Annotated in this window: 23 protein-coding genes; 9 read left to right on the plus strand and 14 right to left on the minus strand. The window is 72.2% G+C overall.

Annotated elements, in window-relative coordinates:
- Positions 1 to 10: 10 nt before the first annotated feature.
- Complete coding sequence (locus tag FHX46_RS24565; RefSeq protein ID WP_167119503.1) at positions 11 to 658, minus strand: ferritin-like fold-containing protein; 648 nt, start codon at positions 656 to 658, stop codon at positions 11 to 13.
- A gap of 338 nt (positions 659 to 996) precedes the next feature.
- Here FHX46_RS24565 and FHX46_RS24570 point away from each other — a divergent pair, with 338 nt between their 5' ends.
- From FHX46_RS24570 to FHX46_RS24580, 3 genes are read left to right on the plus strand one after another with little or no spacing between them, the layout of a single operon-like run.
- Positions 997 to 2,604 carry a DEAD/DEAH box helicase gene (locus tag FHX46_RS24570; RefSeq protein ID WP_167119504.1) on the plus strand — a complete coding sequence of 536 codons (1,608 nt, stop codon included), beginning with the start codon at positions 997 to 999 and terminating at the stop codon, positions 2,602 to 2,604.
- Positions 2,605 to 2,649: 45 nt separating this feature from the next.
- The gene (locus tag FHX46_RS24575) at positions 2,650 to 4,002 is read left to right on the plus strand and encodes an Rv3212 family protein (protein ID WP_313886239.1); all 1,353 of its coding nucleotides are present in this window, start codon (positions 2,650 to 2,652) and stop codon (positions 4,000 to 4,002) included.
- Positions 3,999 to 4,835: an alpha/beta fold hydrolase gene (locus FHX46_RS24580; RefSeq protein WP_167119505.1), complete on the plus strand. Its 837-nt coding sequence runs from the start codon at positions 3,999 to 4,001 to the stop codon at positions 4,833 to 4,835. Before FHX46_RS24575 ends, FHX46_RS24580 begins: the two co-directional genes overlap by 4 nt.
- Here the strand turns inward: FHX46_RS24580 and FHX46_RS24585 are convergent.
- From FHX46_RS24585 to FHX46_RS24600, 4 genes are all read right to left on the minus strand, one after another.
- Positions 4,806 to 6,728, minus strand: coding sequence for a M48 family metallopeptidase (locus tag FHX46_RS24585; RefSeq protein WP_167119507.1), 1,923 nt, complete (start codon positions 6,726 to 6,728; stop codon positions 4,806 to 4,808). The genes FHX46_RS24580 and FHX46_RS24585 overlap by 30 nt on opposite strands.
- A gap of 3 nt (positions 6,729 to 6,731) precedes the next feature.
- Entirely contained in the window at positions 6,732 to 7,319 is a 588-nt protein-coding gene (locus tag FHX46_RS24590; RefSeq protein ID WP_167119509.1) for a LemA family protein, read from the minus strand.
- Positions 7,320 to 7,430: 111 nt separating this feature from the next.
- Positions 7,431 to 7,772 (minus strand): hypothetical protein, encoded by a 342-nt coding sequence (locus tag FHX46_RS24595; RefSeq protein WP_449224096.1) that lies wholly within the window; start codon positions 7,770 to 7,772, stop codon positions 7,431 to 7,433.
- A 406-nt stretch (positions 7,773 to 8,178) separates the two neighbouring features.
- Positions 8,179 to 9,036, minus strand: coding sequence for a RecB family exonuclease (locus FHX46_RS24600; protein WP_167119511.1), 858 nt, complete (start codon positions 9,034 to 9,036; stop codon positions 8,179 to 8,181).
- Between the two features lie 99 nt (positions 9,037 to 9,135).
- Between FHX46_RS24600 and FHX46_RS24605 the strand changes: the two genes are divergently transcribed.
- Both FHX46_RS24605 and FHX46_RS24610 read left to right on the plus strand, forming a co-directional pair.
- Complete coding sequence (locus tag FHX46_RS24605) at positions 9,136 to 9,870, plus strand: ESX secretion-associated protein EspG (RefSeq protein ID WP_167119513.1); 735 nt, start codon at positions 9,136 to 9,138, stop codon at positions 9,868 to 9,870.
- A 59-nt stretch (positions 9,871 to 9,929) separates the two neighbouring features.
- A complete protein-coding gene (locus tag FHX46_RS24610; protein ID WP_167119515.1) occupies positions 9,930 to 11,375 on the plus strand; it encodes a hypothetical protein in 1,446 nt (481 codons plus the stop codon).
- Between the two features lie 9 nt (positions 11,376 to 11,384).
- Here FHX46_RS24610 and FHX46_RS24615 read toward each other — a convergent pair whose 3' ends face one another.
- From FHX46_RS24615 to FHX46_RS24630, 4 genes are read right to left on the minus strand one after another with little or no spacing between them, the layout of a single operon-like run.
- A complete protein-coding gene (locus FHX46_RS24615; RefSeq protein WP_208400268.1) occupies positions 11,385 to 12,014 on the minus strand; it encodes a MarC family protein in 630 nt (209 codons plus the stop codon).
- Positions 12,015 to 12,016: 2 nt separating this feature from the next.
- On the minus strand, positions 12,017 to 12,865 hold the full coding sequence (locus tag FHX46_RS24620) for a PHP domain-containing protein (protein WP_167119517.1): 849 nt from the start codon (positions 12,863 to 12,865) through the stop codon (positions 12,017 to 12,019).
- 56 nt (positions 12,866 to 12,921) lie between these two features.
- On the minus strand, positions 12,922 to 13,482 hold the full coding sequence (locus FHX46_RS24625; protein WP_167099862.1) for a PH domain-containing protein: 561 nt from the start codon (positions 13,480 to 13,482) through the stop codon (positions 12,922 to 12,924).
- 20 nt (positions 13,483 to 13,502) lie between these two features.
- Positions 13,503 to 13,667: a hypothetical protein gene (locus FHX46_RS24630; protein WP_167119519.1), complete on the minus strand. Its 165-nt coding sequence runs from the start codon at positions 13,665 to 13,667 to the stop codon at positions 13,503 to 13,505.
- 171 nt (positions 13,668 to 13,838) lie between these two features.
- Between FHX46_RS24630 and FHX46_RS24635 the strand changes: the two genes are divergently transcribed.
- A complete protein-coding gene (locus tag FHX46_RS24635) occupies positions 13,839 to 14,240 on the plus strand; it encodes an NUDIX hydrolase (protein ID WP_167119521.1) in 402 nt (133 codons plus the stop codon).
- Between the two features lie 346 nt (positions 14,241 to 14,586).
- Here the strand turns inward: FHX46_RS24635 and FHX46_RS24640 are convergent, their stop codons facing one another.
- The 3 genes from FHX46_RS24640 to FHX46_RS24650 are packed head-to-tail and all read right to left on the minus strand — an operon-like array spanning position 14,587 to position 17,836.
- Positions 14,587 to 16,179: an acyl--CoA ligase family protein gene (locus FHX46_RS24640; protein WP_167119523.1), complete on the minus strand. Its 1,593-nt coding sequence runs from the start codon at positions 16,177 to 16,179 to the stop codon at positions 14,587 to 14,589.
- 39 nt (positions 16,180 to 16,218) lie between these two features.
- The gene (locus tag FHX46_RS24645; RefSeq protein WP_167119525.1) at positions 16,219 to 17,322 is read right to left on the minus strand and encodes a DUF2332 domain-containing protein; all 1,104 of its coding nucleotides are present in this window, start codon (positions 17,320 to 17,322) and stop codon (positions 16,219 to 16,221) included.
- 10 nt (positions 17,323 to 17,332) lie between these two features.
- The gene (locus FHX46_RS24650) at positions 17,333 to 17,836 is read right to left on the minus strand and encodes a MaoC family dehydratase (protein ID WP_167099876.1); all 504 of its coding nucleotides are present in this window, start codon (positions 17,834 to 17,836) and stop codon (positions 17,333 to 17,335) included.
- A gap of 312 nt (positions 17,837 to 18,148) precedes the next feature.
- Between FHX46_RS24650 and corA the strand changes: the two genes are divergently transcribed.
- The 3 genes from corA to FHX46_RS24665 all read left to right on the plus strand — a co-directional run bounded on the left by corA (position 18,149) and on the right by FHX46_RS24665 (position 20,921).
- Positions 18,149 to 19,234, plus strand: coding sequence for a magnesium/cobalt transporter CorA (corA, locus tag FHX46_RS24655; protein WP_167119527.1), 1,086 nt, complete (start codon positions 18,149 to 18,151; stop codon positions 19,232 to 19,234).
- Positions 19,235 to 19,407: 173 nt separating this feature from the next.
- Positions 19,408 to 20,076 carry a metallophosphoesterase family protein gene (locus tag FHX46_RS24660; RefSeq protein ID WP_167119529.1) on the plus strand — a complete coding sequence of 223 codons (669 nt, stop codon included), beginning with the start codon at positions 19,408 to 19,410 and terminating at the stop codon, positions 20,074 to 20,076.
- The gene (locus FHX46_RS24665; RefSeq protein ID WP_167119531.1) at positions 20,073 to 20,921 is read left to right on the plus strand and encodes a ParB N-terminal domain-containing protein; all 849 of its coding nucleotides are present in this window, start codon (positions 20,073 to 20,075) and stop codon (positions 20,919 to 20,921) included. The genes FHX46_RS24660 and FHX46_RS24665 overlap by 4 nt, the downstream gene beginning before the upstream one ends.
- An 8-nt stretch (positions 20,922 to 20,929) precedes the next feature.
- Here the strand turns inward: FHX46_RS24665 and FHX46_RS28930 are convergent, their stop codons facing one another.
- Together FHX46_RS28930 and FHX46_RS24675 are read right to left on the minus strand one after the other, a co-directional pair.
- Positions 20,930 to 22,330 carry a nitroreductase family protein gene (locus FHX46_RS28930; RefSeq protein WP_167119533.1) on the minus strand — a complete coding sequence of 467 codons (1,401 nt, stop codon included), beginning with the start codon at positions 22,328 to 22,330 and terminating at the stop codon, positions 20,930 to 20,932.
- Positions 22,331 to 22,477: 147 nt separating this feature from the next.
- The gene (locus FHX46_RS24675; RefSeq protein WP_167119536.1) at positions 22,478 to 23,662 is read right to left on the minus strand and encodes an ABC transporter ATP-binding protein; all 1,185 of its coding nucleotides are present in this window, start codon (positions 23,660 to 23,662) and stop codon (positions 22,478 to 22,480) included.
- Between the last annotated feature and the right edge of the window lie 3 nt (positions 23,663 to 23,665).

Below are 23,665 nucleotides of genomic sequence, written 5' to 3' on the forward strand. Positions count from 1 at the left end.
ACCGCCCAGGCTAGCCCAGCCCGAGCACCTGCATCCGTTTGGTGTGCCCCTGCTGCAACCGGCGGAACAGCCCCGCGATTCCCGACAGGTCGCCCGAGGAGGACACGATCAGCTCGGCCAGCGGGTCCCGCTCGGCCACCACGTACTGCGCCTGGGTGAGCGCCTCGCCGAGCAGCCGCCGCCCCCACAGGGCCAGCTTGTCCCGCGTCTTCGGATCGGCCTGGATGCCGGCCGCGACCTCGCGCTCGGCGAAGGCCGAGTGCCCGGTGTCGGCCAGCACGGTGAGCACGAGGTCCTTGGTCTCCGGGTCCAGCCAGCTGCCGACCTCCCGGTAGAGGTCCGCCGCCAGCCCGTCCCCGACGTACGCCTTGACCAGCGATTCCAGCCACGACCTGGGTGCGGTGGAGGCGTGCCAGGCGTCGAACCGGGCCACGAACGGCGCCATCGCGTCCTCGACCCGCCGACCGTGGTCGGCGAGGAACTTCGCGAGCATCTCGTAGTGCCCGATCTCGGCGGCCGCCATCGACGACAACGCGGCACGCCCGGCCAGGGTGGGAGCCTTGCGCGCGTCCTCCGCCATCCGGTCGAACGCGGACAATTCGCCGTAGGCGATGACCCCGAGCAGGTCGACGACGCCTTCGCTGATCTCTCGTGTCACGGGCGTGAGCGTACCGCCGTGACGAAGAGACGAATCTTACGTGGACACACCGGGCCGAAATACCGGGACCCGGCCGGTACCGGTTACAATTGGACGGGAAAGCTACCGCATCCGCAGTAGCGCGCCCCATCCGAGGCACCCCCGCCTCGACTCGCCGGAGGACGAGCAGACCCCGGGCGCCACTGTGAGCGGCAGGTAATGCGCGTGCACGCCGTCCAGGCAATCCCGGTGGACCTTCCCGCCGGTTGAGTGCCCAGTCTCGACCAGGCCGTGCGCGCTGGTAGAGAGAGGCGATCACACTGACCGCGACCGAATCCGACCAGAACCAGATCGACCCGGTGGCCCTGGAGCACAGCGAGACCGGGGTCCCCGACACCGACACCTCCCACCCGTTGCAGGCCGACCACCTCGAACCGGCCACGCCGACCTTCGCCGAGCTGGGCGTCCGCCCCGAGATCGTGCGGGCGCTCGCCGAAGCCGGCATCGAACGCACCTTCGCGATCCAGGCGCTGACCCTGCCGCTGGCCCTCGCCGGCGACGACCTCATCGGCCAGGCCCGCACCGGCATGGGCAAGACCCTCGGGTTCGGTGTGCCGCTGCTCCAGCGCGTGGTCACGCCCGGTGACGGCACCCCGCAGGCCCTGGTCGTCGTGCCGACCCGCGAGCTGTGCCTGCAGGTCACGCGCGACCTCACCGACGCCGGCAAGCACCTGGACGTGCGCACCCTGGCGATCTACGGCGGCCGCCCGTACGAGCAGCAGATCAGCGCCCTGCGCAAGGGGGTCGACGTGGTCGTCGGCACCCCCGGCCGCCTGCTGGACCTGGCCGAGCAGAAGGCACTGGTGCTGGGCAAGGTCCGCGCCCTGGTGCTGGACGAGGCCGACGAGATGCTCGACCTGGGCTTCCTCCCGGACATCGAGCGCATCCTGGGCATGGTGCCCGACCAGCGCCAGACGATGCTGTTCTCGGCCACGATGCCGGACCCGATCATCAAGCTGGCCCGCACCTTCCTCGACCGCCCCACTCACGTGCGGGCCGAGGAGAACGACTCGAGCGCGGTGCACGAGCGCACCACCCAGTTCGCCTACCGGGCGCACTCGCTGGACAAGCCGGAGCTCATCGCCCGCGTCCTGCAGGCCAAGGACCGTGGCCTGACCATGATCTTCACCCGCACCAAGCGCACCGCGCAGAAGGTGGCCGACGACCTCGCCGAGCGCGGGTTCGCGGCGGCCGCGGTGCACGGTGACCTGGGCCAGGGCGCCCGCGAGCAGGCGTTGCGCGCGTTCCGCTCGGGCAAGGTCGACGTGCTGGTGGCCACCGACGTGGCCGCGCGCGGGATCGACGTCACCGACGTGACGCACGTGATCAACTACCAGACGCCCGAGGACGAGAGCACGTACGTGCACCGCATCGGCCGCACCGGCCGCGCGGGCAAGACCGGCGTCGCGATCACCCTGGTCGACTGGGACGACCTGCACCGCTGGCAGAGCATCAATGACGCGCTCAAGCTCGGCATGCCCGAGCCGGTGGAGACGTACTCGACGTCGAAGCACCTGTTCAGCGACCTGGACATCCCGGCCGACGCCACCGGGCGGCTGCCGCTGTCCCAGCGCACCCGCGCAGGCCTGGCGGCCGAGCCGGAGGAGCAGATGGGCGGCCGTCGCCGCGCCGCTGCACCGAGCCGCGCCCGCCGCCGCACCCGGGGCGCGAAGAAGACCGAGGGCGAAACGGCCGAGACCACCGAAACCGCTGGTGAGGAGCGCCGTCGGCGGCGCACCCGCGGTGGCAAGGTGACCGGGGAGACCTCCGGACCGGCGGAGAAGGGTCCGGCCGAGCGCGAGGCCGGCGAATCCGCCGACCGTCCTGCCCGCCGTCGCCGCCGTCGCCGTCCGGGCTCGGCGGGCGCCGCGGCGAACACGTCTGATACACCGGGTTCGGCAGACTGAGGCCGACCGGCGCCGTCGGCGCCGTCGAACACCGGGAGCAGGAACGTGAGCGAGCCCGTGGAAGGGGGACGTCATCGCCGTCCCGAGGGCGGCGAGACCACCGGGCTGATCGGCACGGAGGACGTGCTGGCCGGCGGTCCCGGGGCGGCTCGCGGTACGAAGCCCCGCCGGAGCCGCCCGTCGCCGTGGAACCGCCCGCGCGACCGGGTGATCGCGGTCGTGCTCGCCGTCGCCGCCGTCGCCACCGGCATCGCCCTCTGGGCCGGTAGCGAGAGCCGGGCCACGGTCCAGCAGACCTCCGCGCCCGGTGCTCCGGTGCCGCTCGGGCCCGACGCGGTGCCGGCGACCCTGCGTGAGCTGTGGCAGGCGCCCAGCGGCGCGGCCCCGGTGCCGATCGCCGAGGGCACGGCCGTCGCCACCGCGAACGGCGGCGAGATCACCGGCCGGGACCCGTTCACCGGCCAGGTCCGCTGGCGCTACGCCCGCGACCTCCCGTTGTGCACCGCGGCCGAGGCGTGGGGCCGGGTGCTGGCGGTCTACCGCAAGACCGGCCTGGACGGCCGGTCCGGCTGCTCGGAGGTGGTCGGGCTCGGTATCGACACCGGCGAGCGCAAGGCCCAGCGCACCGGCAGCGCCGAGCTGGGTACCGGGCTGGTGACCGACGGCAGCCAGGTCACCGCGACCGGCCCGGACCTGCTCGTGACGTGGCGGGACGACCTCGTGGAGACCAACGAGTACGGCCGGGTTCCCGCGCTGGTCAACCCGGACAAGCAGCCGCGCACCGGGTGCACGTACGGCTCCGTCGCGATGGCTTCCGGCCGGGTCGGCGTGATCGAACGCTGTGCGGGCGACCCGGGCGACCGGCTGACCGTGATGAAGGCCGTGCCGAAGGAGGCGGACCAGCCGCAGGTCTCGTTCAGCACGATCGTGGCCGGTCACCACGGGCAACTGGTCGCGATGTCCGGCGACTACACCGCGGTGGCGCTGCCCGACCAGCGGCTGCTGGTCCGCTACGACGCGGACGGCGAGCAGACGGCGGCGTACCCGCTGGACCTGCCGGCGCCGGACCTGGCGCAGGACCCGCCCGGCCGGGTGGCCGCGACGGAGTCCACCGCCGCGAACGTGTACTGGTACACCGGGTCGAAGGTGCTGGCACTGTCCCGGGACAGCCTCACTCCACTGTGGACAGTCAACGGCGCGCTCGGCCCGGGAATCACCTTCGCGCACCAGCTGGTCGTGCCGATCCCGGGCGGGCTGGCGGTGCTGAACGAGTCGGACGGCTCGACGATCCGCACGATCGCGGTGGACCGGCACGGCTACTCCGGCCCGGTGCGCCTGGCCGCGCTGGGGCCGGTGCTGCTCGAACAGCGCGGCGACACGCTGGCCGCGTTGTCGTGATCGCGCAGTTGGCGCCGCACGGGGCGGAAAAGGTCCGGGTGCGCGGGCTGGCGGCGCTGCGGACCCCGGCTCCCGCGAAGGCGACGGCCGTGCTGGTCCCCGGCTACACCGGGTCCAAAGAGGACTTCGCGCCGCTGCTGGACGGATTGGCGGCCGGCGGCTTCCGCGCTCTCGCCATCGACCTGCCGGGCCAGTTCGAGTCGCCCGGTCCGGCGGACGAGACCGCCTACCTGCCCGCACCGCTGGGGGCCGTGGTGGCCGGGCTCGTCGAAGACGTCGCGGCCGAGGCGCCGGTGGTGCTGCTCGGGCACTCCTACGGTGGCCTGGTCGCGCGCGCCGCGGTGCTGGCGGGCGCGCCGGTGGCGGGGCTGACCCTGCTGGACAGCGGCCCGGCCGAGCTGCCCGACGGCGCGCGGCGGCAGGCGCTCGGCGCCGGTGAGCCGGTGTTGCGGGCATCCGGCCTGGACGCCGTCTACCGGGTGCGCGAGCAGGTGAGCGCACGGTCACCGCTGTGGGTCGCGCTGCCACCCGATCTGAAGGACTTCCTGCGGGAACGGTTCCTGGCGTCCAGCCCGGCCGGACTGCTGGGGATGGCCGCCGGGTTGCGCACGGAACCGGACCGGGTCGACGAGCTCGCCGCGACCGGCGTGCCGACCCTGGTGGTGGCCGGCGAGCGCGACGATGCGTGGAGCGTGCCGTCCCAGCGCGAGATGGCCGCGCGGCTCGGCGCCCCGTTCGAGCTCATCCCGGGCGCCGCGCACTCCCCGAACACCGAGAACCCTGCCGCGCTGGTGCGTGTGCTGCTACGCGCGTGGCGGCAGTGGCTGGTGTGAGACGGCCACGGTCATCAGCGGCGGCAGCGGGCAGTGCAGCATCCCGCAGACGGTGCGCAACAACTCGCTCTCGGCCACGCCCACCACGCCGTCGTTGCCGATGACCGTGGTCAGCCCTTCCACCACCAGTGCCTTGTCCGGCCCGGCGAGGCCGTCGAGGACGGGCCACACCCCGTCCAGCGCCTGCCACGCCTGAGCGGGCGGCTGGAACGGGACCGTCGCCACGAGCACGACCCGCGACAGCCCGGCGCGGAACGCGGCCGCAGCCGCCGCCTGCTCCCGGTGCCCGGCCGCGGCGACCACGGCGAACAGCGCGGTGATCGCCGGTGCGGCCTGCGGCAGCGCGATCCGCCGCACCGGCCACGGCGGCCGGTGGTGCACGGCCTCGTGCAGGTCGCGAGCGAGCAAAGTGGACAGACAGTACTCGAAGGTGTCCACGTTGCCGTCGAGACGGACCACTTCGTACAGCACCGCCTGGACCGCGTGCAGCTCCTGCGCGGGCCGCCCGCTCAACGCGGGGAAGGCCAGTTCGGTGAGCGGCAGCCGCAGCGCGGGATCGAGCGCCCGGAGCCGCTCGCCCTCGCGCCACACGGCGTCGGCGAGCGGGGCGCCCAGCCGGGCCGCGAGCAGCCGGTACTGCGCCGTGCGGGTGTGCGGTTGCGCCGACAACAGCAGGCCGAGGACCAGCGGCACGACGGTTTCCGCCCGCCGCGCCTGCGCCTGCACGTCCTCCGGGATGCCGCGCAGCAAGCCGCCGGCGTGACCGAAGGAGCCGCTCGCGGGGTTGCCGATCGACGCGACCACCGTGGCGGGTGGTGCGGCCACCGAGGCCGGAACGGCCACCGGCGCCGCGCGACCGGCCAGGCCGAGCGCCCGGTCTTCGTCCGTGCCGGACGGTGGCAGGGCCGCCCACCGCGTGCCCAGCTGGTCCAGCTCGCGCACGTCGAAGGCCGGGTCGAGCAGCTGGATGCGGCGCTCCAGCGGCGGGTGGGTGGCGAACAGGGACAGGGATTTCCGGCCTTCCCCGAACAGCATGTGGCTCACGTCCTCGGCTTTCGCCGCGTGCAACCGGGAGCCGGCGGGCAGTCCGCCGATCTTCTTCAGCGCACCCGCGAGCCCGGCGGTCTGCCGGGTGAACTGCACGGCCGAGGCGTCGGCGAGGAACTCCCGCTGACGGGACACGCCCGCCTTGATGAGCCGTCCGATGAGGACACCGGTGTACCCGGCAGCCACCGCGACCAGCGCCGGGAGAACCAGTGGGCCGGCCTGGCGCCTGCTGCCGCGCCCGGACAGCAGCATCCGGCCGAGGACAGCGAGGCCGACGATGCCGGTGAGCACGCCCATCAGCCGGATGTTGAGCCGCATGTCGCCGTTGACGATGTGGCTGAACTCGTGGGCGACCACGCCCTGGAGCTCGTCGCGGTTGAGGCGGGCGAGGGCGCCGCCGGTGACGACGATCGCCGCGTTGCCAGGTGTCCACCCGGCCGCGAAGGCGTTGATGCCCGGCTCGTGCGGCAGCACGTACAGCTGCGGCACCGGCATGCCGGAGGCGATCGCGATCTCCTCGACCACGTTCCGCAGGCGGCGCAAGCCCGGAGCCGCGGTGTCCGGCGGGACCACCACCCCGCCCAGGGCCACGGCGACCTTGCCGCCGCCGCCGCGGCGCAGCAGCAGGGTGCGGATCCACGAGGTGAGACCGATGACGAGCACGGTGAGCAGACCGGCCGCGACCAGCACGCGCACGGCAACGCCGGTGGGCCGGTGCCCCAGCCGGAAAGCCACCCAGACAGCCAGGTCCACGAAGGCGACGATCAGGGCGACGGCGAGCGCGAACAGCCACACCAGCCGCGCGGAGGCACGGCGCACTTCCAGTTGTCGTTCGAAGAAGTTCATGGGTCAGAAGGAGATCCGTGGCGCCTCGCGCTGTCCGGGCGACTCGATCTCCAGCAGCGCGGCCGGGGCGAACCCGGACACGCTCGCGACCAGGTTGCCGGGGAACACCTCGCGCTTGGTGTTGTAGGCCATCACCGAGTCGTTGTAGCCCTGCCGCGCGAAGGCCACGCGGTTCTCGGTGGAGGTCAGTTCCTCGGACAGCTGCACCATGGTCCGGTCACCCTTGAGGTCCGGATAGGACTCGGCGAGCGCGAACAGGCGGCCCAGGGACCGGGTGAGGGCGTGCTCCGCGCCGGCGAGCTGCCGCATGGCGCCGGGATCGCCCGGGTTTCCGCGTGCGGCCGCCTGGGCGTGGACCGCGCCACCCCGGGCCGCGACGACCGCTTCGAGTGCCTGCCGCTCGTGCTGGAGGTAGCCCCGGGCGATCTCCACCAGGTTCGGGATCAGGTCGTGCCGGCGGGTCAGCTGCACGTCGATCTGCGCGAACGCGTTGCGGTACGCGTTGCGTCGCTTGACCAGCCCGTTGTAGATCCCGGTCGTCCCGATGGCGAGCACCAGCACGACGACCACGACCACGATCGCCACGATCACCCCAGTACCTTTCCCTTGAACTGCGTTCTCGGCGGGAACGATAGGGCGGCCGCGGAACCGGCGGAGTCCAGTGCGCGAAGATCGCCCGTTAGGGTGAGCCGGGAGCCGGGTCTAGGCCCACCAGAAGGTCCACAGCGCCACGGCGACGATGGCGAGGACCGCGACTCCCGCGACGCCGGCCACCGGACCGTCCCGCCGGTCGGCGGGACGTTGCGCGAGAAGGGCGAGCACGGCGGCGACGGGGTGGGCGATCATCGGAACGGCGCCGGGACCGGGCACGCCGAGGAAGGTGCACAGCAGACCCGCGCCCAGCACCACGACGGCGAGCGCGACGAGACCCGCGGCGAGCGAGCCGGTGAACCCGCGCCACCAGCGGGACACCCACGGCCGACCGCCGTCCGGGGGCCGATCCAGCTCCTCGGTTTCCGTCGTGTCGTCGCTCACCAGTTCCACCGGATTCCTCCCCACCGAGCCGCCGTCGGAAATTCCACCATGCCCCCGTCCAAGGGAACAGGACCACCCGGGTCCGGGCCTCGTGCGGGCGCCCGTTCCGCAGCCGCCAGGCCCGGCGGAGACCCCACCGACGCCACCAGCGATCCGGCGTCGCCGGGCCGCCCTCGGCCCTGCCCCGCCGACCTCGGCGCAGCCCAGCGCTCCCGGCCTCTCCTCCGGCCCGCCCGAACGCATCACGAACCGTTCCGCCCAGCCACTGTTCCCCCCGGCGCGCCCCGACCCGACGGCTCAGCACATCCGCGAACCCCGGCACCGGGAGATGCATCCGGCCACGAGCCCGGCCGGCGGCGGCCCCTCGTCCGCGCCCCAGCACCCGGGCTGCCGGATCGCAGCTAGCCGCGAAGCCCTACGGGGACAGCAGCTCCCAGGGCTTCGCGGCGGGACCGGCTTCCCGGCCCGCCGCGCAGCTGGGGCGGAAGTCGCACCAGGCGCAGCGCCGGTCGGGGCGGGCGGGAAACAGCTTGTCGGCGTCGCCGCCCGCGTCGAGGCTGTCCGTGGCCAGCCGGACGTCCTCCGCGGTCTCCTGCGCGCGGCGGAGGTGCCGGGTCAGGCTTTCCGGCGTGTGCGTCGCCTCGGCGACCGTGCCGCTCGGCAGGTGGTGCAGTTCGACCTTCCGGCACGGCCGCCGCAGCGTGCGTTCGGCCGCCACCGCGTACATCGCCAGCGGCTGCGAACTCCGCGCCTCGACCTCGTCCGGCGCGCGGCGGCCGGTCTTGTAGTCCACGATCACCAGCTCGCCGCCACGCTGGTCGATGCGGTCGGCCCGGCCCTCGATGATCATCGAAGCGGGTTGCCCCGGGTCGGGGTTCACCGGCGCGGACACCCACCGCTCCAGCCCCACCGGGTCGCTGCTCACGTCGTGGTGCTCGGCGTACCCGGCGACCCACTCCTTCGCACGGGCCCGGTACACCGCGGCTTGCTCCCGGTCGGCGAAACCCGCGTCCTGCCAGTGTTCGGACAACAACGCCGCCGCGCGCTCCGGGGTGCGGCGCTCCGGCGGCAGGTCGAACAGCGCACGCAGCGCGTTGTGGACGACCGCGCCGAGGGTGCTGTGCGCCCACGGCCCCGCGCGCTGCGGGGTCGGCCGGTCGAGGTAGGTCATGCGGTACCGGCGCGGGCAGTCCGCGAAGGTCGCCAGGCGCGCCGGACTCACCTTCGTCAACCGCCGCGGCTGGACCGCGAACTCGAACCCCAGTTGCTCCACGTCCACTACGGTACGCACCACCACCGGCACTTTCGGCTCCGCCCGCCTTCCGCGCCCCCTATGATCTGGGCGGTTGCTTGCGAATCCGGGGGGAAATGGGTGTTGACGTTCGAAACCGCGCCTGCCGAACTGGACGTACTCGACGAGGAACTGGGGCTCGGGAGGTTCGTCTACCCGCACCGGATCCCGTTCGTCAGCGGAACCCACAGCGAACGCGCCGAGCAGCGGCAGCGCGTGTTCGAACACTGGCAGCGCCTCGGGCGCATGTCGCGGGACCGGCTGCGCGGCGAGTTCGAGGACCTGCTTCGGTTGTGGGCGCGCCCCGAGGTCCTCGTCACCCAGGTCCTCGCCGAGCTGTCGGCGGACGTCACCGTCCTGTCCCGCGGCGGGTGGACCGGTGAGCGCGGCGTGCTGAGCCGTCAGACCGGTGACCGGGTCAGGTTCACCGAGCTGCGTGCGGGCCAGGTGCTCCCGCAGCTCCTCGGCCCCCTGCCGGAGGTGCCGCCGGCACGGATCACGCCGGCGAGCTACGTGTCGCACGGCCCCGATGACGCCGGTCCGTTCGACGGCGCGGAGCCGCCGCGCGAAAAGCGGCTCGCGGACCGGTACTTCACGGTGCCACCGCAGCGCGCCGGGGTGATCTCGTGCTCCGTGCGGGGCGCCGACGCCGGTCGGCTGACCTGGTTCGACACCCCGGACGGCCGCTTCTTCACCACGGTCGAGACCCTGCCCGACGGCGCCCAGCGGCACACGTTCACCCCGGCCGACCGGGCGCGCATCGGGCAGTGGGTGCGCGACCACGTCAACCGGCTCCTGTCCGAGGCGAACCGGTAACACGATGGGTCCGGACACGCTACCGTGAGCAACCGGGAGCCAGGGGAGGACGAACGACCATGACACAGCCGGACAGCGGGTATTCCCGCCGCAGGTACGAGGCCGAGGTCTACGCCGAGACCGCAGGCAAGTCGGCCGGGAAGTTCTTCCACACGGACCCCGCGGCGGTCGCGGGCAAGTACTCGAACAAGTCGGCCGAGATCTACACGACCAAGCTGCAGGCCGAGGGCGGCGGCTACCGCGACGGCCTGGCTCCGTCGGACATCCAGTACGAGTCGATACCGCACCAGCAGCTGGCCGAGATGGTCAAAGCCGCCTCGCCCGAGGAGGTCGACGAGCAGGGCGTCATCGTCAACGACCTCGGCAACGCGTTCGGGGAGATGGCGACCACGCTCCGGCAGGGTGTCGCCAAGGAGCAGGCCGGCTGGCAGGGCAACGGCGCGTCGTCGGCGTTCGGGTACTTCACCACCCTGGCGGGCTGGGCGGACACCTCGCGCGACGCGGCGTTCCTGTCGGCCAACCGGTATTCGCAGACCTCCGCGGCGCTGGTCGACGCACGCAACAAGATGCCGGAACCAGCGGGCCGGACCGTTGAGGAGTCGGTCGCCGCCGCTCGGCAACAGCTGCTCAGCGGTAACTGGGAGGCCGCCAGCGCCACCATGAACGACATGCAGAACCAGGCCGCGCTCCAGCACGAGGCGCAGCAGCAAGCGGCGGCGGTCCTGGCGCAGCGGGACGTCATGCTCCACTCGGGCGGCTCCACCCAGCCGGTCTACGCGACGCCGACCGCGCCGGCCGACACCGGCGAGCGCACCGCCCCGCAGTTCGCCGCCGGCGACCACACCGTCGCGGCCCACGCGGGCGGCGTCGGCCCGATGGGCGGGCCGGCGGGAACCGCGCGGACCACGGCCGGCATCGCGCCGCCCAGCGTGCCCCTGCCCGCCGGCGCCGGACTGGCCACCGGTGCCGGGCCGGCCGGCGGGTGGGCCGACGCCGGCGGCGGCTGGGGTCGTTCCCCCGCGCCGACCGTGCCCGGCGGCGCCGCGGCATCGGCCGGTGCGGGGATGGTGCCGGTGCCCCCGGGCCAGGCCGAGCAGAACCGCACGTCACCGCGGCCGGGCTCGGGTGCGGGCCGGGCGGGATCGTCCCCGTACGGGGGCGGCGGCGGGGGCGGCGGTGGCCGCGCCCCCGGGGGCGGTGCGGGCGGCCGTCTCGGCGGTGCCGCCGGCGCGGAACGGGTTCCGGGCCGCAGGGCCGGGATCGGCGAGCCGGGCGCGCGGGCCGCGGCGGAAAGCGCAGGCAGCGGCCGCACTGGAGCCGCCGGGAAGGCGGGCACGTCCGGGGCCCCGGGCATGGGCCCGGCAGGCGGCAAGAAGCAGGACGAGGACAAGGACCACGAGCGGGCCGCGTACCTGCTCGAGGACGACCCGGACAGCATCTTCGGCCTCGACGGTGCCACGGACGAGTACGGCAACCGCATCACCCCGCCCGTGATCGGCGGGTGATACCGGGGATCAGCCGCCCGCGATGAAGCCGCGCACCGAGTTCGCCACCAGCTCCACGGCGATCGCGGCCAGGAGAAGACCCGCGATCTTCGCGAGCAGGGTGATACCGCTTTCCCGGATGACCCGGATCACCACACCGGAGAAGCGCATGGCGGCGTAGATCACGACGTGCACCGCGACGATCGCGCACGCCAGCGCGACGTAGGCACCGACATGCCCGGCCGCCTGCCGGACGAAGACGATCGTCGCGGCGATGGCGCCCGGCCCGGCGAGCAGCGGAGTGCCCAGTGGCACCAAGGCGACGTTGACGTCCTCGACCACGTTGGGCTCGCTCGTCGCACCGCGCCCGGTCAGCAGGTCCAGCGCGATCAGCAGCAACAGCAGGCCGCCCGCGCCCTGCAGCGCCGGCACGCCGATACCGAGGTAGGCGAGGATGGCCTGCCCCGCGATCGCGAACAACGAGATCACCAGCAGCGACACCAGCGCCGCCTGCCGGGCCGCGCGCGCCCGCACCGCCGGCGGCTTGCGGCCGACCAGGCTCAGGAACACCGGCACCGTCCCCGGCGGGTCCATGATCACGACGAGCGTGATGGACGACGCCAGAAACAGCTTCACGTCGAAGAAGTCGGCAATGGCCAAGGTCAGCCCACCGCGATCTGGGCGCCCGACGCCTTGTCGATCAGCGCCTCGAACTGCTCCGGATCGGTGTTCTCGGCACCGATGGGAATCGTCTTGTTGGTTCCGTGGTAGTCGCTCGACCCGGTCCGGACCAGCCCCAGCTCAGCGGCCAGCCCGCGCAGCTCGGCGCGCGTCTCCTCGTCGTGGTTGGGGTGGTCGACCTCGAGCCCGGTCAGCCCGATCTCCGCCAGATCGGCGATCACCTGCGGCGAGACGATCCGGCCGCGGCTGCGCGCGAACGGGTGCGCGAACACCGTCACCCCGCCGGCCTCGGCGATCATCTCGATCGCCACCTCCACCGGCGTGTCCTGCCGCGGCAGGTAATAACCGCGGCCGCCGCCGAGGTACTCGGCGAACGCCTGGTCCACACTGGTCACCAGCCCGGCCCGCACCAGTGCCTGCGCGAGGTGCGGCCGCCCGGCCGGCGAGTCCGGTCCGAGGGAGCCGAGCAGCTCGTCGGGGTCGATCGGCAGCCCGTCGGCCGCCATCCGCACCGCCATCGCACGCAGCCGTGTGCGGCGTTCCTGGCGCAGCCGGGTCTGCTCGGCCACGATCGCCGGTGCGGTCGGGTCGAACAGGTAGGCCAGCAGGTGGATGCTGATGCCCAGACTGCTCACGCAGGACAGTTCGGCTCCCGGCACGAGCGTGAGGCCCGGCGGGAGCGCGGCGGCCGCTTCGGCCCAGCCGGCGGTGGTGTCGTGATCGGTCAGCGCGACCACGTCGAGCCCGGCCGCGGCGGCCGCGGCCACGAGTTCGGCGGGAGTGTCCGTGCCGTCCGACACGGTGGAGTGGGTGTGCAGGTCGATGCGCATCGCCGTACATTGTCGCCTACCCGGCCGGCAAGCGGGCGACCAGGCACGACGACGGGTCAGCCGACGATCTTCTTGCCGCGCGCGAGACGCTGCGCCTTGATCATCGAGAAGCGCTCGCTCTGCTTGTGCTTGTCGCCGAACACGAGCTCGGAGATGGTGTCGTAGAAGTCCTCCGGGCTCGGCAGGAACTCGATGCGGTTCAGTGCCTGGATCTGGCCCGCCGACTCGACCACGACCGTGCCGTAGCCGAACATCCGGCCCCACCACGTGCGCTCGTAGGTCAGGTCGGTGACCTTGGAGATCGGCATCATGGCGACCTTCGTGGTGAAGACACCGGTGGTGAGCACGAACCGCTTGTCGGTGACCACCAGGCGTTCGACCCACCACTCGATGACCTTGAACGCGTAGACGAGGACCACGAGCAGCGCCGCGTACCACAGGATGTTCTGGACCACCCACAGCGACGGCGGCAACAGGTAGGACACCATGACGCAGATCGCGAGCAGGGCGATCGCCTCGAACGTGTCCCAGGCGAGGTACGCCCAGTGCCTGCGAACCCGGACGACGCGCCGCTCGGTGTCGAGCAGGTACTCGTCGGGGTCCCGTGGGGCGAACATCAAGCCAGCCTACCGGCCGACTACGAAGTGAACACGTTGCTGACGAAGGTGATGACGGCTTCGGCCGATTCACGCAGGAAGCCGACGATGTTGCCGACCAGGTGGGCCGCGTTGCCCGGTTGGGCGATCACGAAGAACAGCACCAACGCGATACCCACGAGCCCGGCAATCTTCTTCGCGTTCACAACGATCAATCCCGTCTCTTACTCCGGCGTCGGACTGGCAAGGTCACCAGTAACGTTGTACCGCACTCCGCAGTGTTACGGGAGGTAAGTCCCGCGCTTGGGTCAGTGTCCGGGTGTGATCTCATCGGTCGGTTACTCTCCGCTTCCACCCTGCCGGGCTAGGCTGCTGTCATGAGCGCGAGCAGCCGGGCCGGGGTGCGGTGCGTGGGCGGGATCGTGCACGATCCGGCGGGCCGGCTGCTGCTGATCCAGCGCGCGAACGAGCCCGGGCGCGGCCTGTGGTCGATCCCCGGCGGACGGGTGGAGCCGGGGGAAACCGACGTCGCGGCCCTGGTCCGGGAGATGCGCGAGGAGACCGGTCTGCGGGTGCGCCCGGACGAGCTGGCCGGCCACGTGGTCCGCGGCCGCTACGAGATCTACGACTACGTCTGCCACGTCGAGGGCGGTGCGCTGCGGGCCGGGGACGACGCGGCGGACGCGCGCTGGGTCGACGCGGCGGCCTTCGCGGCACTCGCCTTGACCGACGGGCTGGCCGACACGCTCCGCGGCTGGGCGATGCTCCCGCGCTGCTGAGCGCGCTTTCCCCGCGGCGTGCACTTCCCCGCCGACCGCACCGCCCAGCGCCACCCACCGAGCCAACACACCGCCCGCTACAGCAAACACGCCACCCCGAACGACCAACACGCTGCCCGCACCAGCAAACACGCCACCCACCCGCCGTGTTTGCGCCTCCCCGCGCCGTGTTCGCCGCTCCCGGCGCCGTGTTTGCCGCTCCCGGCGGCGTGTTCGCCCCTCCCCGCGGCGTGTTTGCCCCTCCCGGCGGCGTGTTCGCCGCTACCGGCGGCGTGTTTGCCGCTGGCGGCGGCGTGTTTGCCGCCCGCGGCGGGGTGTTGGGCGCTGGTGGCGGCGTGTTGGGTGCTCAGCCCTGGATACGGGCCTCCGCGCCGCCCCACTCGCGTTCCCGCAGCTGGAACTTCTGGATCTTGCCGGTCGAGGTCTTCGGCAGCGCGTCCAGGAACTCGACCTGGTCCGGCACCTTGAAGCGCGCGATCTGGCTGCGCACGTGCGCCCGCAGCTCGTCCGCCGACACCGAAGCCCCCGGCCGCAGCACGACGTACGCCTTCGGCCGCTCGCCCCACTTCTCGTCGGGCACGCCGACGACCGCGACCTCCGCCACGGCCTCGTGCGAGTCCAGCGCCGCCTCGACCTCGATCGTCGAGATGTTCTCGCCCCCGGAGACGATGATGTCCTTGGCGCGGTCGCGCAGCTGGATGTAGCCGTCGGGGTGCCACACGCCCAGGTCGCCGGAGTGGAACCAGCCGCCGCGGAACGCCTTCTCCGTCGCCTCCGGGTCGGCGAAGTAGCCGGACATCACGTTGTTCCCGCGCATCACGACCTCGCCCATCGTGGCCCCGTCGCGGGGTACGTCGCGCATCTGCTCGTCGACCACGCGGATCCCGTCGGTGACCACCATGCCGACGCCCTGCCGCGCCATCAGCGCGCTGCGCTGGGCGATGTCCAGCCCGAGCCACCCCTCCTGCGGCTCGCACACGGTGTACGGGCCGTACGTCTCAGTCAGCCCGTACACGTGCACCAGCCGTGCGCCGAGGTCGGTCATCCGGCGGATCACCGTCGGCGACGGCGGTGCGCCGGCCGTGGTCACCACCACCTCGCGCGCGAGCGGGTGCGCGCCGGAGTAGCCGGCGATCGTGTTCAGCACCGTCGGCGCGCCGTTGAGGTGCGTGATCCCCTCGGTGTCCAGCAGGCGCCAGATCTCCGCCGCGTCGACCGCCCGCAGGCACACGTGCGTGCCGCCGATCGCGGTGACCGCCCACGTGGTGCACCAGCCGTTGCAGTGGAACATGGGGAGCGTCCACAGGTACCGCGACTCCGGCGAGTGCCCCGAATGGATGATCTCCGCGAGCGAGTTCAGGTAGGCCCCGCGGTGGTGGTATTGGACGCCCTTGGGCCGCCCGGTGGTGCCGGACGTGTAGTTGATCGAGATCGTGGACCGCTCGTCCGCGACCCGCCACGGCAGTGGCTTGTCGCTGCCCCGCGCGAGCAGCTCGTCGTAGGTGATGCCGCCGACGGCCGGGTCGGGAACAGCGCCCTCGACGACCGTCACGATGTCCACCGCGGCGTCGCGCGGCACCGAGGAGTGCAGTGCGGCGTCGACGACCAGCACCTTCGCGCCGGAGTGCTCAAGGATGTAGCGGATCTCGGCCGCCGCGAGCCGGGTGTTGATCGCCACCAGCACCGCACCGGCGAGCGGCACGGCGAAGTGGGCGACCAGCATCTCCGGGATGTTCGGCAGCAGGTAGGCGACCCGGTCACCGGGCGCCACGCCGCTCGCCCGCAGCGCGTGCGCCACCCGCGTGGCCTCCGCGGCGAACTCGCGGTAGCTCACCCGGCGCTCGCCGTGGACGATCGCCTCCTTGTCCCCGAAAACCTCGGCGGATCGCTCCAGGAAGGCCAGCGGGGTGAGCGGGGCGAACCACGTGTCCTCAGCCATGACGACATCCTCACCGCAGTGGCGGCCATCACACAACAGCTAGGCGGCCAGCCAGGTCATCCGGGCGCCGTAGCGGGTGGTGCGAGCGAGCGCGACCGCGTCCCAGCCGCCGGCGGCCGGCCGCGCGAGGCCCAGCGTGGTCAGCCCGTCGGCGGCGAAGGCCAGCTCGTCCCGGCCCGGCAGCACCGCGGACAACCCGTGCTCGTAGGTCTCGTCCATGACCCACCACAGTGGACGGGTCTCCCCCAGCGCCGCCAGCTTGGACAGGAACTCGCCGCGGTCGTCGTCCGGTACGTGCCCCATCGTCCGGCTGGTGAGCACCACCAGCGGCAGCTCGGCGGGGAGCCGGGACACGGCCTCGTCGAACCCGCCGACCGCGTCCCCGGCGATGATCTCCGGCGGCGACTTGCGCTGAGCGAGCGCGGCCGCCCGCAGCAACCGCACCCGGTCCGGCTGGTCGGCCCAGACGCACGCCTCCAGCCACGCCAGCTCGTCCTCATCGGACAGATCGAGCGGCTGCGGGTCGAGACCCGCGCGGGCCGCGACCGTGAGCTTCTTCGGCAGCTTCGGCAGCGTCGCGCCGGGCGCCAGGTCCAGCGCGCAGTGCAGGCCGACCGCCGCCTTGGCCGGGCCGGCCACCAGCTGCTCACCGCCGTCGCACTGGTAGCGGTAGGCGAACTTGTCCATGCCGAGCAGCAGGCCGCCCGCGGTGCCCACCTCGAGCAGCGCGATCTTGCCGCCGGCCTGCTTGGCGGCCATCGCGACCGCCGGGAACGCGCACGCGGCCCGGCGCACCTCGTTGTTCGCCAGCGACCGGGACGCGAGCATCTCCGCCGCGGCATCGGCGTTGGCGAGCAGGAACTCCCGGAACACCGCCCAGGTCCCGTCGTCGACGCCGTCGAACCCGCCCAGCGACGGGTAGTAGCGCGACAGCGGGTGGATCGGGTCGGCCTGGATGAGCCGGTGCGCGACCGCGAACAGCAGCGCGGGACTGGCGCTGTCCGGCGCGGCGGCCAGCAGGCCGGCCACCTCGTCGTCCTCGGCCGCCCGGGACGCGAGGTATTCGTAGAGCGGCGACTCGTCCGCTGCGCCCCCCGCGAACTCCGCCAGCTGCCGCTTGGCCCCGGTCAGCCCGATCGCCACCGGCCCTCCCTCACTCGTGCGGAACGGGACGGCCCGGCTGCTCGCCCCCGCGCGCCTCACCGTAGTTCTGCTTCGGCACCAGAACCTTACGCCGGAAAACGCACACTACCGTGCCGTCCTGCTTGTAGCCCCGGGTCTCCACGTACACCACGCCGCGGTCGTCCTTGGACTTCGACGGCGTCTTCTCCAGCACCTCGGTCTCACCGTAGATGGTGTCCCCGTGGAACGTGGGCTTGACGTGCCGCAGCGATTCGATCTCCAGGTTCGCGATCGCCTTGCCCGACACGTCCGGCACCGACATGCCCAGCAGCAGCGAGTAGATGTAGTTGCCCACCACCACGTTCTTGCCGAAATCGGTGGTCTCGCCGGCGTAGTGGGCGTCCAGGTGCAGCGGGTGGTGGTTCATGGTGAGCAGGCAGAACAGGTGGTCGTCGTATTCGGTGACCGTCTTGCCGGGCCAGTGCTTGTACACCGCGCCCACCTCGAACTCCTCGAAGTACCGCCCGAACTGCACTGCTGGACCTCCCTGCGGGTAACGCCACACCGACCTGGGGCGACGTCAGCTGATGTTGAGGAGTACCCTCGACCAATGGTGGCAGTGCGTCAACGCGACAGCCGCCACGTTGCCGGTCCGGCTGGAGGAGGTGAGGAACGCGCGATGAGTAGTGGCGATAGTCCGCTCCCTAGTGAACCCAGCGTTTCCCTCCGGACGGCTGGATCCTCTTTCCGCCGTTAGGCGCAATTCTCCGGGAAACGCTGGTAGTGCCGGGCGGACAGCTGTGCCGCCCGGCGGTCGTGGTACGCACTGCGAAAGCCAGGAGATCCCATGCCTGCGATTCCCTCCCTCGGTGGCCTGCGCGGCCGGGGCAACGGCCGCACCACCCGCGTCGAGCCACCCGTGCCCGTGCCGGTCTCGGCCTACATCGTCGACTGCGCCGTGTACGTCGACGGTGCCCGGCTGCCCGGGCGCTGGACGCACGCCGAGGCCATCAAGGAGGTCCGGCGCAGGCGGGACGGGTTCGTCTGGATCGGCCTGCACGAGCCGGACCAGCAGCAGATCCAGGGCATCGCGGACGTCTACGGCCTGCACGAGCTGGCCGTCGAGGACGCGGTCCAGGCACACCAGCGGCCCAAGCTGGAGCGCTACGACGACACCCTGTTCATGGTGCTCAAGACGGTCCGCTACGTCGAGCACGAGTCGCCGACCACGGCCAACGAGATCGTGGAGACCGGCGAGCTCATGGCGTTCCTCGGGCTGGATTTCATCATCACGGTGCGGCACGGCGCGCATTCCGGCCTCGCCCGGCTGCGCCGGGACCTCGACCAGGACCCGGAGCGCCTGGCCGGCGGCCCGGCCGCGGTGCTGCACGCCATCACCGACCTGATCGTCGACCAGTACCTCGACGTCACCGCCTCGATCGAGGACGACATCGACGAGATGGAGACGCGCGTGTTCGCGCCCCGCTCGACCGTCAGCGCCGAGCAGATCTACCTGATGAAACGCGAGGTGCTGGAGCTGCGCCGCGCGGTGCTGCCGCTGGTCACGCCGGTGCGCCGGCTCGCCGAGGGGTTCACCCGCCTGGTGCCGGAGGAGGTCCGGTCCTACTTCCGGGACGTCGACGACCACCTGGCCACCGTGTCGGAACGGGTGAACAACTTCGACGAGCTGCTGACCACGCTGGTCGACGCGACGGTCGCGAAGATCACGCTCCAGCAGAACACCGACATGCGCAAGATCACCTCGTGGGCCGCGATGATCACGGTGCCGACGATGATCGCGGGCATTTACGGCATGAACTTCGATTTCATGCCCGAGTTGCACTGGCGCTTCGGATATCCGGTGGTGCTCGTGCTGATTCTCGGGATCTGCCTGCTTCTCTACCGAATATTCAGGAAGAACAACTGGCTGTGAGTCCCGTTTCCTGAACTGTTCGCTGGAAGGAGTTGAGCGATGACCAGACTGCTCACGAGCCTGAAGTTCTGGGCCCTCACGCTCACCGTCGCGTGGATCGCGGTGGTGGCGGTCCTGATCGCCGACCACCCGGAACTCGCGCAGGCCCGCTGACGAGTCCCTATCGTGGAGTCATGCGTGCACTGGTGGTCGCCGACGAGGTCGACGAACAGCTGTGGGCCGGTCTCGGCCCGGGCGGCGAGGTCGATCTCGTGCTGGCCGCCGGTGACCTGCCGTTCGACTACCTGGAGTTCCTGACCGACTCGCTGGGCGGGGTGCCGTGCGTGTTCGTGCCCGGCAACCACGACCCGGACCTGTCCGGGTTCACCCGTCACGGCGGCCTGTTCCTGCGCGCCGGTTTCCCGCAGGCGTGGCCGGGCCCGGCCGGCGGCATCAACGCCGACGGCCGGGTCGTCGACGTGTGCGGCCTGCGCATCGCCGGCCTGGGCGGTTCGGTCCGCTACAACGACGGCCCCAACCAGTGGACGCAGGCGCAGCAGGCGCGGCGGGCCCGGCGACTGGTCCGGCTGGCCGCGCGCCGGAACCGCCGCGACGGCCGCGGCGTCGACGTGCTGCTCACCCACGCCCCGCCGCGCGGCGTCGGCGACCGCGAGGACCCGCCGCACCACGGGTTCGGCTGCCTGCACGGGACGGTTGCGAAGATGCGGCCGGACTGGTTGCTGCACGGCCACATCCACCCCTACGGCGAGCATCCCCGGGAGCACCGGATGGGCGGCACGCGCGTCCGCAACGTCGTCGGCAAGCACGTCATCGAGTTCACCCCGCACGGGGTGCGGGCATGAACGCCGCGCGCGACACCGGTTTCCCCCGCGCGGACGCCGAGCACGACTTCCTGCGCGCACGGCGCCGCCAGGTGCTGTCCCGGCTGGCGAACTGGCTGCGCCGGGAACCCGACGACGTCAACATCATGCTGCCGTTCGACGAGGTGGTGGACGCGCTCGGTTACCTGAGCGAGCGGCGGATCGGGCTGCGGGTGATCCCGCTGAGCTCGATCGTCGGCAGCGTCGACCGCGGCCGCGACTTCGACCGCCGGTTCCGCCCCACGTCCGGGCGGGTGCGGGAACGCTGGGAACGGCTCGCGCTGGCGGCCCGCCGCGGCGAGAGCATCCCGCCGATCGAGGTGTACCGGGTCGGCGACCTGCACTTCGTGATCGACGGGCACCACCGCGTTTCGGTCGCCTACGCCCTGGGGCTGACGACCATCGACGCGATGGTCACCGAGGTGCGGACGAAGCTGAACCCGCAGGGCATCCGGTACCGGGGCGACCTGATCGTCAAGGACTACCGGCGGTTGTTCCTCGCCCGGGTGCCGCTGCCGGGCGAGGCCCGCGCGTCGGTGGTGGTGACCGACCCGTGGAACTACGCGCACCTCGGCGAGCACGTGGAGGCGTGGGGGTTCCGCCTCATGCAGGACGAGGGACGGTTCCTGGACCGGCCGACGGTGGCGAAGCGCTGGTACGAGGAGGAGTACCAGCCGGTGGTGGAGATGCTGCGCCAGGCCGACCTGATCGGCGACCGGACCGAGGCGGAGGCGTACATGTGGGTCGCGGGTGAACGCTACCGCCTGATCCGGACGCACCGCTGGGACGACGAGGTCATCGAGGCCCTGCGCTCCCGCCAGCGCTGAGCCCCGGATCAGCCGCGCTCCGCGTTCCCGGGGGCCGCGGTGGCCAGCGGCGCCGGCCGGCCGCGGAGCCTGCGGAACGCGGCTTCGCTGAGGGCCCGGCCGCACACCGTCACCGAGCCCACGGCCCGCCCGTCGGCGTCGAGGATCTGCACGTCGTAGCGCGGCCGGTTGCCACGCTCGCCCGCCTTGGTCCAGGTCAGGACCGCCCCGGCGGACGGACCGGCGGGCACCGTGGCGGCGAGCCGGGTGAGCACGAAGCGGGTGCCCTCCTGCCGCTGGTTGTCCGCGTACTCCAGGAGGGTCACGAACTGCCGCGCCGCCTCGATGAGCCGTTCCGCGGTCCGCCCGCCGTCGAGGTGGTGCCCGGGGGGCGGCGGCAGCACGGTCACGCGCCAGTCGTGCTCGCTCTCCACGAGGTCACCGACGAACACGTTCTCCGCGCGCCTGCGGTGCACCAGCCGCTGGTCGACGGGCTGCACGGGCCAGGAGGGCGACCCCGGCGAGGTCTCGGCCGGGTCGCCCTGCTCGATCGTGCCGGTCATGATCGTTCTGCCGTCCTGGTCGGCGTGGACCTGCCACAGCCGGCCGGTGGAGTCCGGTGAGTCGGCGGACAGCCGGACCGGCCCGTCCAGCTCCCCCATGCCGCGGAAGTCGAGCGTCAGGGCGACGGCGGGGTCCGCGCCGGCCGGGCGGACGAGGTCGAGCGCGGCGCTCAGGAGCATCATGCCGGGCAGGTGGTCGAGTTCGTGGTCGAAGAAGAACGGGTCGTCGAGATCGGCCATGAGCTCACGGGTCCGCCGCTCGGGCCGCGGCCACCGGTCGACCACGAGCACGTCGGCGAGCGGCGCGCGCCGGGCGGGGCGGAACGACCCGCCGTCGTGGTAGGCGGTGGGGATCAGCACACCCTGCCGGATCCCGGGCGGCAGGCCGAGGATGTCCGCGATCTCGGCCTCCCGGCGCAGGTGGCAGGTGGTCCAGGCGGTGCCGAGCCCGCGGGTGCGCGCGGCGAGCATGTAGCTCCAGGCGGCCGGCAGCAGCGACCCCCACGAACCGGCCTGGCTGCCCTCGGGCAGCCGCGGCGCGACGAGGCACGGCAGCACGAGCACGGGCACGCGGTGCAGGTTGTCGGCCAGGAACCGGGCGCTGTCCAGGTCCCGGGACGGTCCCGGGTTGCCCAGCTCGGCGACGTACTCGGCGAAGCACCGCCGGTACACCTCGGCGATCCTGGCCCGCTGCACCTCGTCCCGCACGACGATCCACCGCCACGGCTGGCGGTTGCCGCCGTTGGGCGCCTGCAAGGCGACCTCCAGGCACTCTTCGATCACCTGCTCCTCGACGGGCACGTCGAGCAGCAGTCTCCGGCGAACGGCACGAGTGGTGGTGAGCACCTCGTCGACCGGCAATGTCATCGGAATCCCCTTCCGCAATACCAACGGTATTTCGACATTACCGAACAACCCGTCACCCTCGTGGGCCAATTCACACTTCGCTTTGGTAACGACGGAGGGCCACTCCCCCAGCAGGAGGAGCGGCCCTCGTCGCACACCGCGGTGCGGTCACTCCTCGTACGTGAGGTTCCGTCCCGAAGCCGGGTCGAACAGCTGGACCTTCTGCACGTCGAACCAGACGTCGAGCGACCCGCCCTCCCGCGCCGCCGACGACGGCGACAACCGGGCCGTGATGGAGGCACCGGCGCCGGGCACGTCGTCCGCCCCGGCGTCCGCCGCCAGCTCGGCCAGCTCCGACGTGGTGGCCACCTCGCCGCCCTCGACGGTGAAGTAGGCGTACTTCTCCGAGCCCATCGACTCCAGCACGTCCACGTGCGCGCTGAACACACAGCCCCGGCCCACGGCCGCCTCGTCGAGCAGGCCGGCGTCCTCGAAGTGCTCCGGCCGGATACCGGCGATCAGCTCACGCGGCGCGTTCGCCTCCTCCGCCAGCCGGCGCAGCCGGTCCGGCAACTGGACCGTGCCCAGTGCGCTCTTCAGACTGCCGTCCTCGAGCGTCGCCGGGACGAAGTTCATCGACGGCGACCCGATGAACCCGGCCACGAAAAGGTTCTTCGGGTGGTCGTAGAGGAACTGCGGCGAGCCGATCTGCTGCACGTACCCGGCCCGCAGCACGACCACCCGGTCGCCCAGCGTCATCGCCTCGGTCTGGTCGTGCGTGACGTACAACGTGGTGGTGCCGAGCTGGCGCTGCAACTTCGACACCGACGTGCGCATCTGGCCACGCAGCTTCGCGTCCAGGTTGGACAGCGGCTCGTCCATCAGGAACGCCTTGGGGCTGCGCACGATCGCCCGGCCCATCGCCACCCGCTGCCGCTGCCCGCCGGAGAGGTTGGACGGTTTGCGGTCCAGGTGCTGGGTCAGATCCAGGATCTCCGCCGCCTCCTCGACCTTCGCCTTGACGGTCGCGTCGTCGACCTTGGCCAGCCGCAGCGGGAAAGCCATGTTCTCCCGCACGCTCATGTGCGGGTACAGCGCGTAGGACTGGAACACCATCGCGATGTCCCGGTCCTTCGGCGCCCGCTCGTTCATCCGCTCACCGTCGATGCGCAGCTCACCGGAGGAGATGTCCTCCAGCCCGGCCACCATGTTCAGCGTGGTCGACTTCCCGCAACCGGACGGGCCGACCAGGATGATGAACTCACCGTCGGCGATCTGCAGGTCCACTTCGGACACAGCGAGCGCGCCGTCCGGGTACCGCTTGCTCACCTTGTCCAGCACGATCTCAGCCATGGC

Source organism: Amycolatopsis viridis, from assembly GCF_011758765.1.
GTDB classification, from domain to species: Bacteria; Actinomycetota; Actinomycetes; order Mycobacteriales; family Pseudonocardiaceae; genus Amycolatopsis_E; species Amycolatopsis_E viridis.

Excerpts from the sequence above, each read along its gene's own strand:
- FHX46_RS24675 (WP_167119536.1), bottom strand. The coding sequence starts at position 23,662 with ATGGCTGAGATCGTGCTGGACAAGGTGAGCAAGCGGTACCCGGACGGC.
- FHX46_RS24635 (WP_167119521.1), top strand. The coding sequence starts at position 13,839 with ATGAGCGCGAGCAGCCGGGCCGGGGTGCGGTGCGTGGGCGGGATCGTG.
- FHX46_RS24620 (WP_167119517.1), bottom strand. The coding sequence starts at position 12,865 with ATGCGCATCGACCTGCACACCCACTCCACCGTGTCGGACGGCACGGAC.
- FHX46_RS24610 (WP_167119515.1), top strand. The coding sequence starts at position 9,930 with ATGACACAGCCGGACAGCGGGTATTCCCGCCGCAGGTACGAGGCCGAG.
- FHX46_RS24585 (WP_167119507.1), bottom strand. The coding sequence starts at position 6,728 with ATGAACTTCTTCGAACGACAACTGGAAGTGCGCCGTGCCTCCGCGCGG.
- FHX46_RS24660 (WP_167119529.1), top strand. The coding sequence starts at position 19,408 with ATGCGTGCACTGGTGGTCGCCGACGAGGTCGACGAACAGCTGTGGGCC.
- FHX46_RS24625 (WP_167099862.1), bottom strand. The coding sequence starts at position 13,482 with ATGTTCGCCCCACGGGACCCCGACGAGTACCTGCTCGACACCGAGCGG.
- FHX46_RS24640 (WP_167119523.1), bottom strand. The coding sequence starts at position 16,179 with ATGGCTGAGGACACGTGGTTCGCCCCGCTCACCCCGCTGGCCTTCCTG.
- FHX46_RS28930 (WP_167119533.1), bottom strand. The coding sequence starts at position 22,330 with ATGACATTGCCGGTCGACGAGGTGCTCACCACCACTCGTGCCGTTCGC.
- FHX46_RS24665 (WP_167119531.1), top strand. The coding sequence starts at position 20,073 with ATGAACGCCGCGCGCGACACCGGTTTCCCCCGCGCGGACGCCGAGCAC.
- corA (WP_167119527.1), top strand. The coding sequence starts at position 18,149 with ATGCCTGCGATTCCCTCCCTCGGTGGCCTGCGCGGCCGGGGCAACGGC.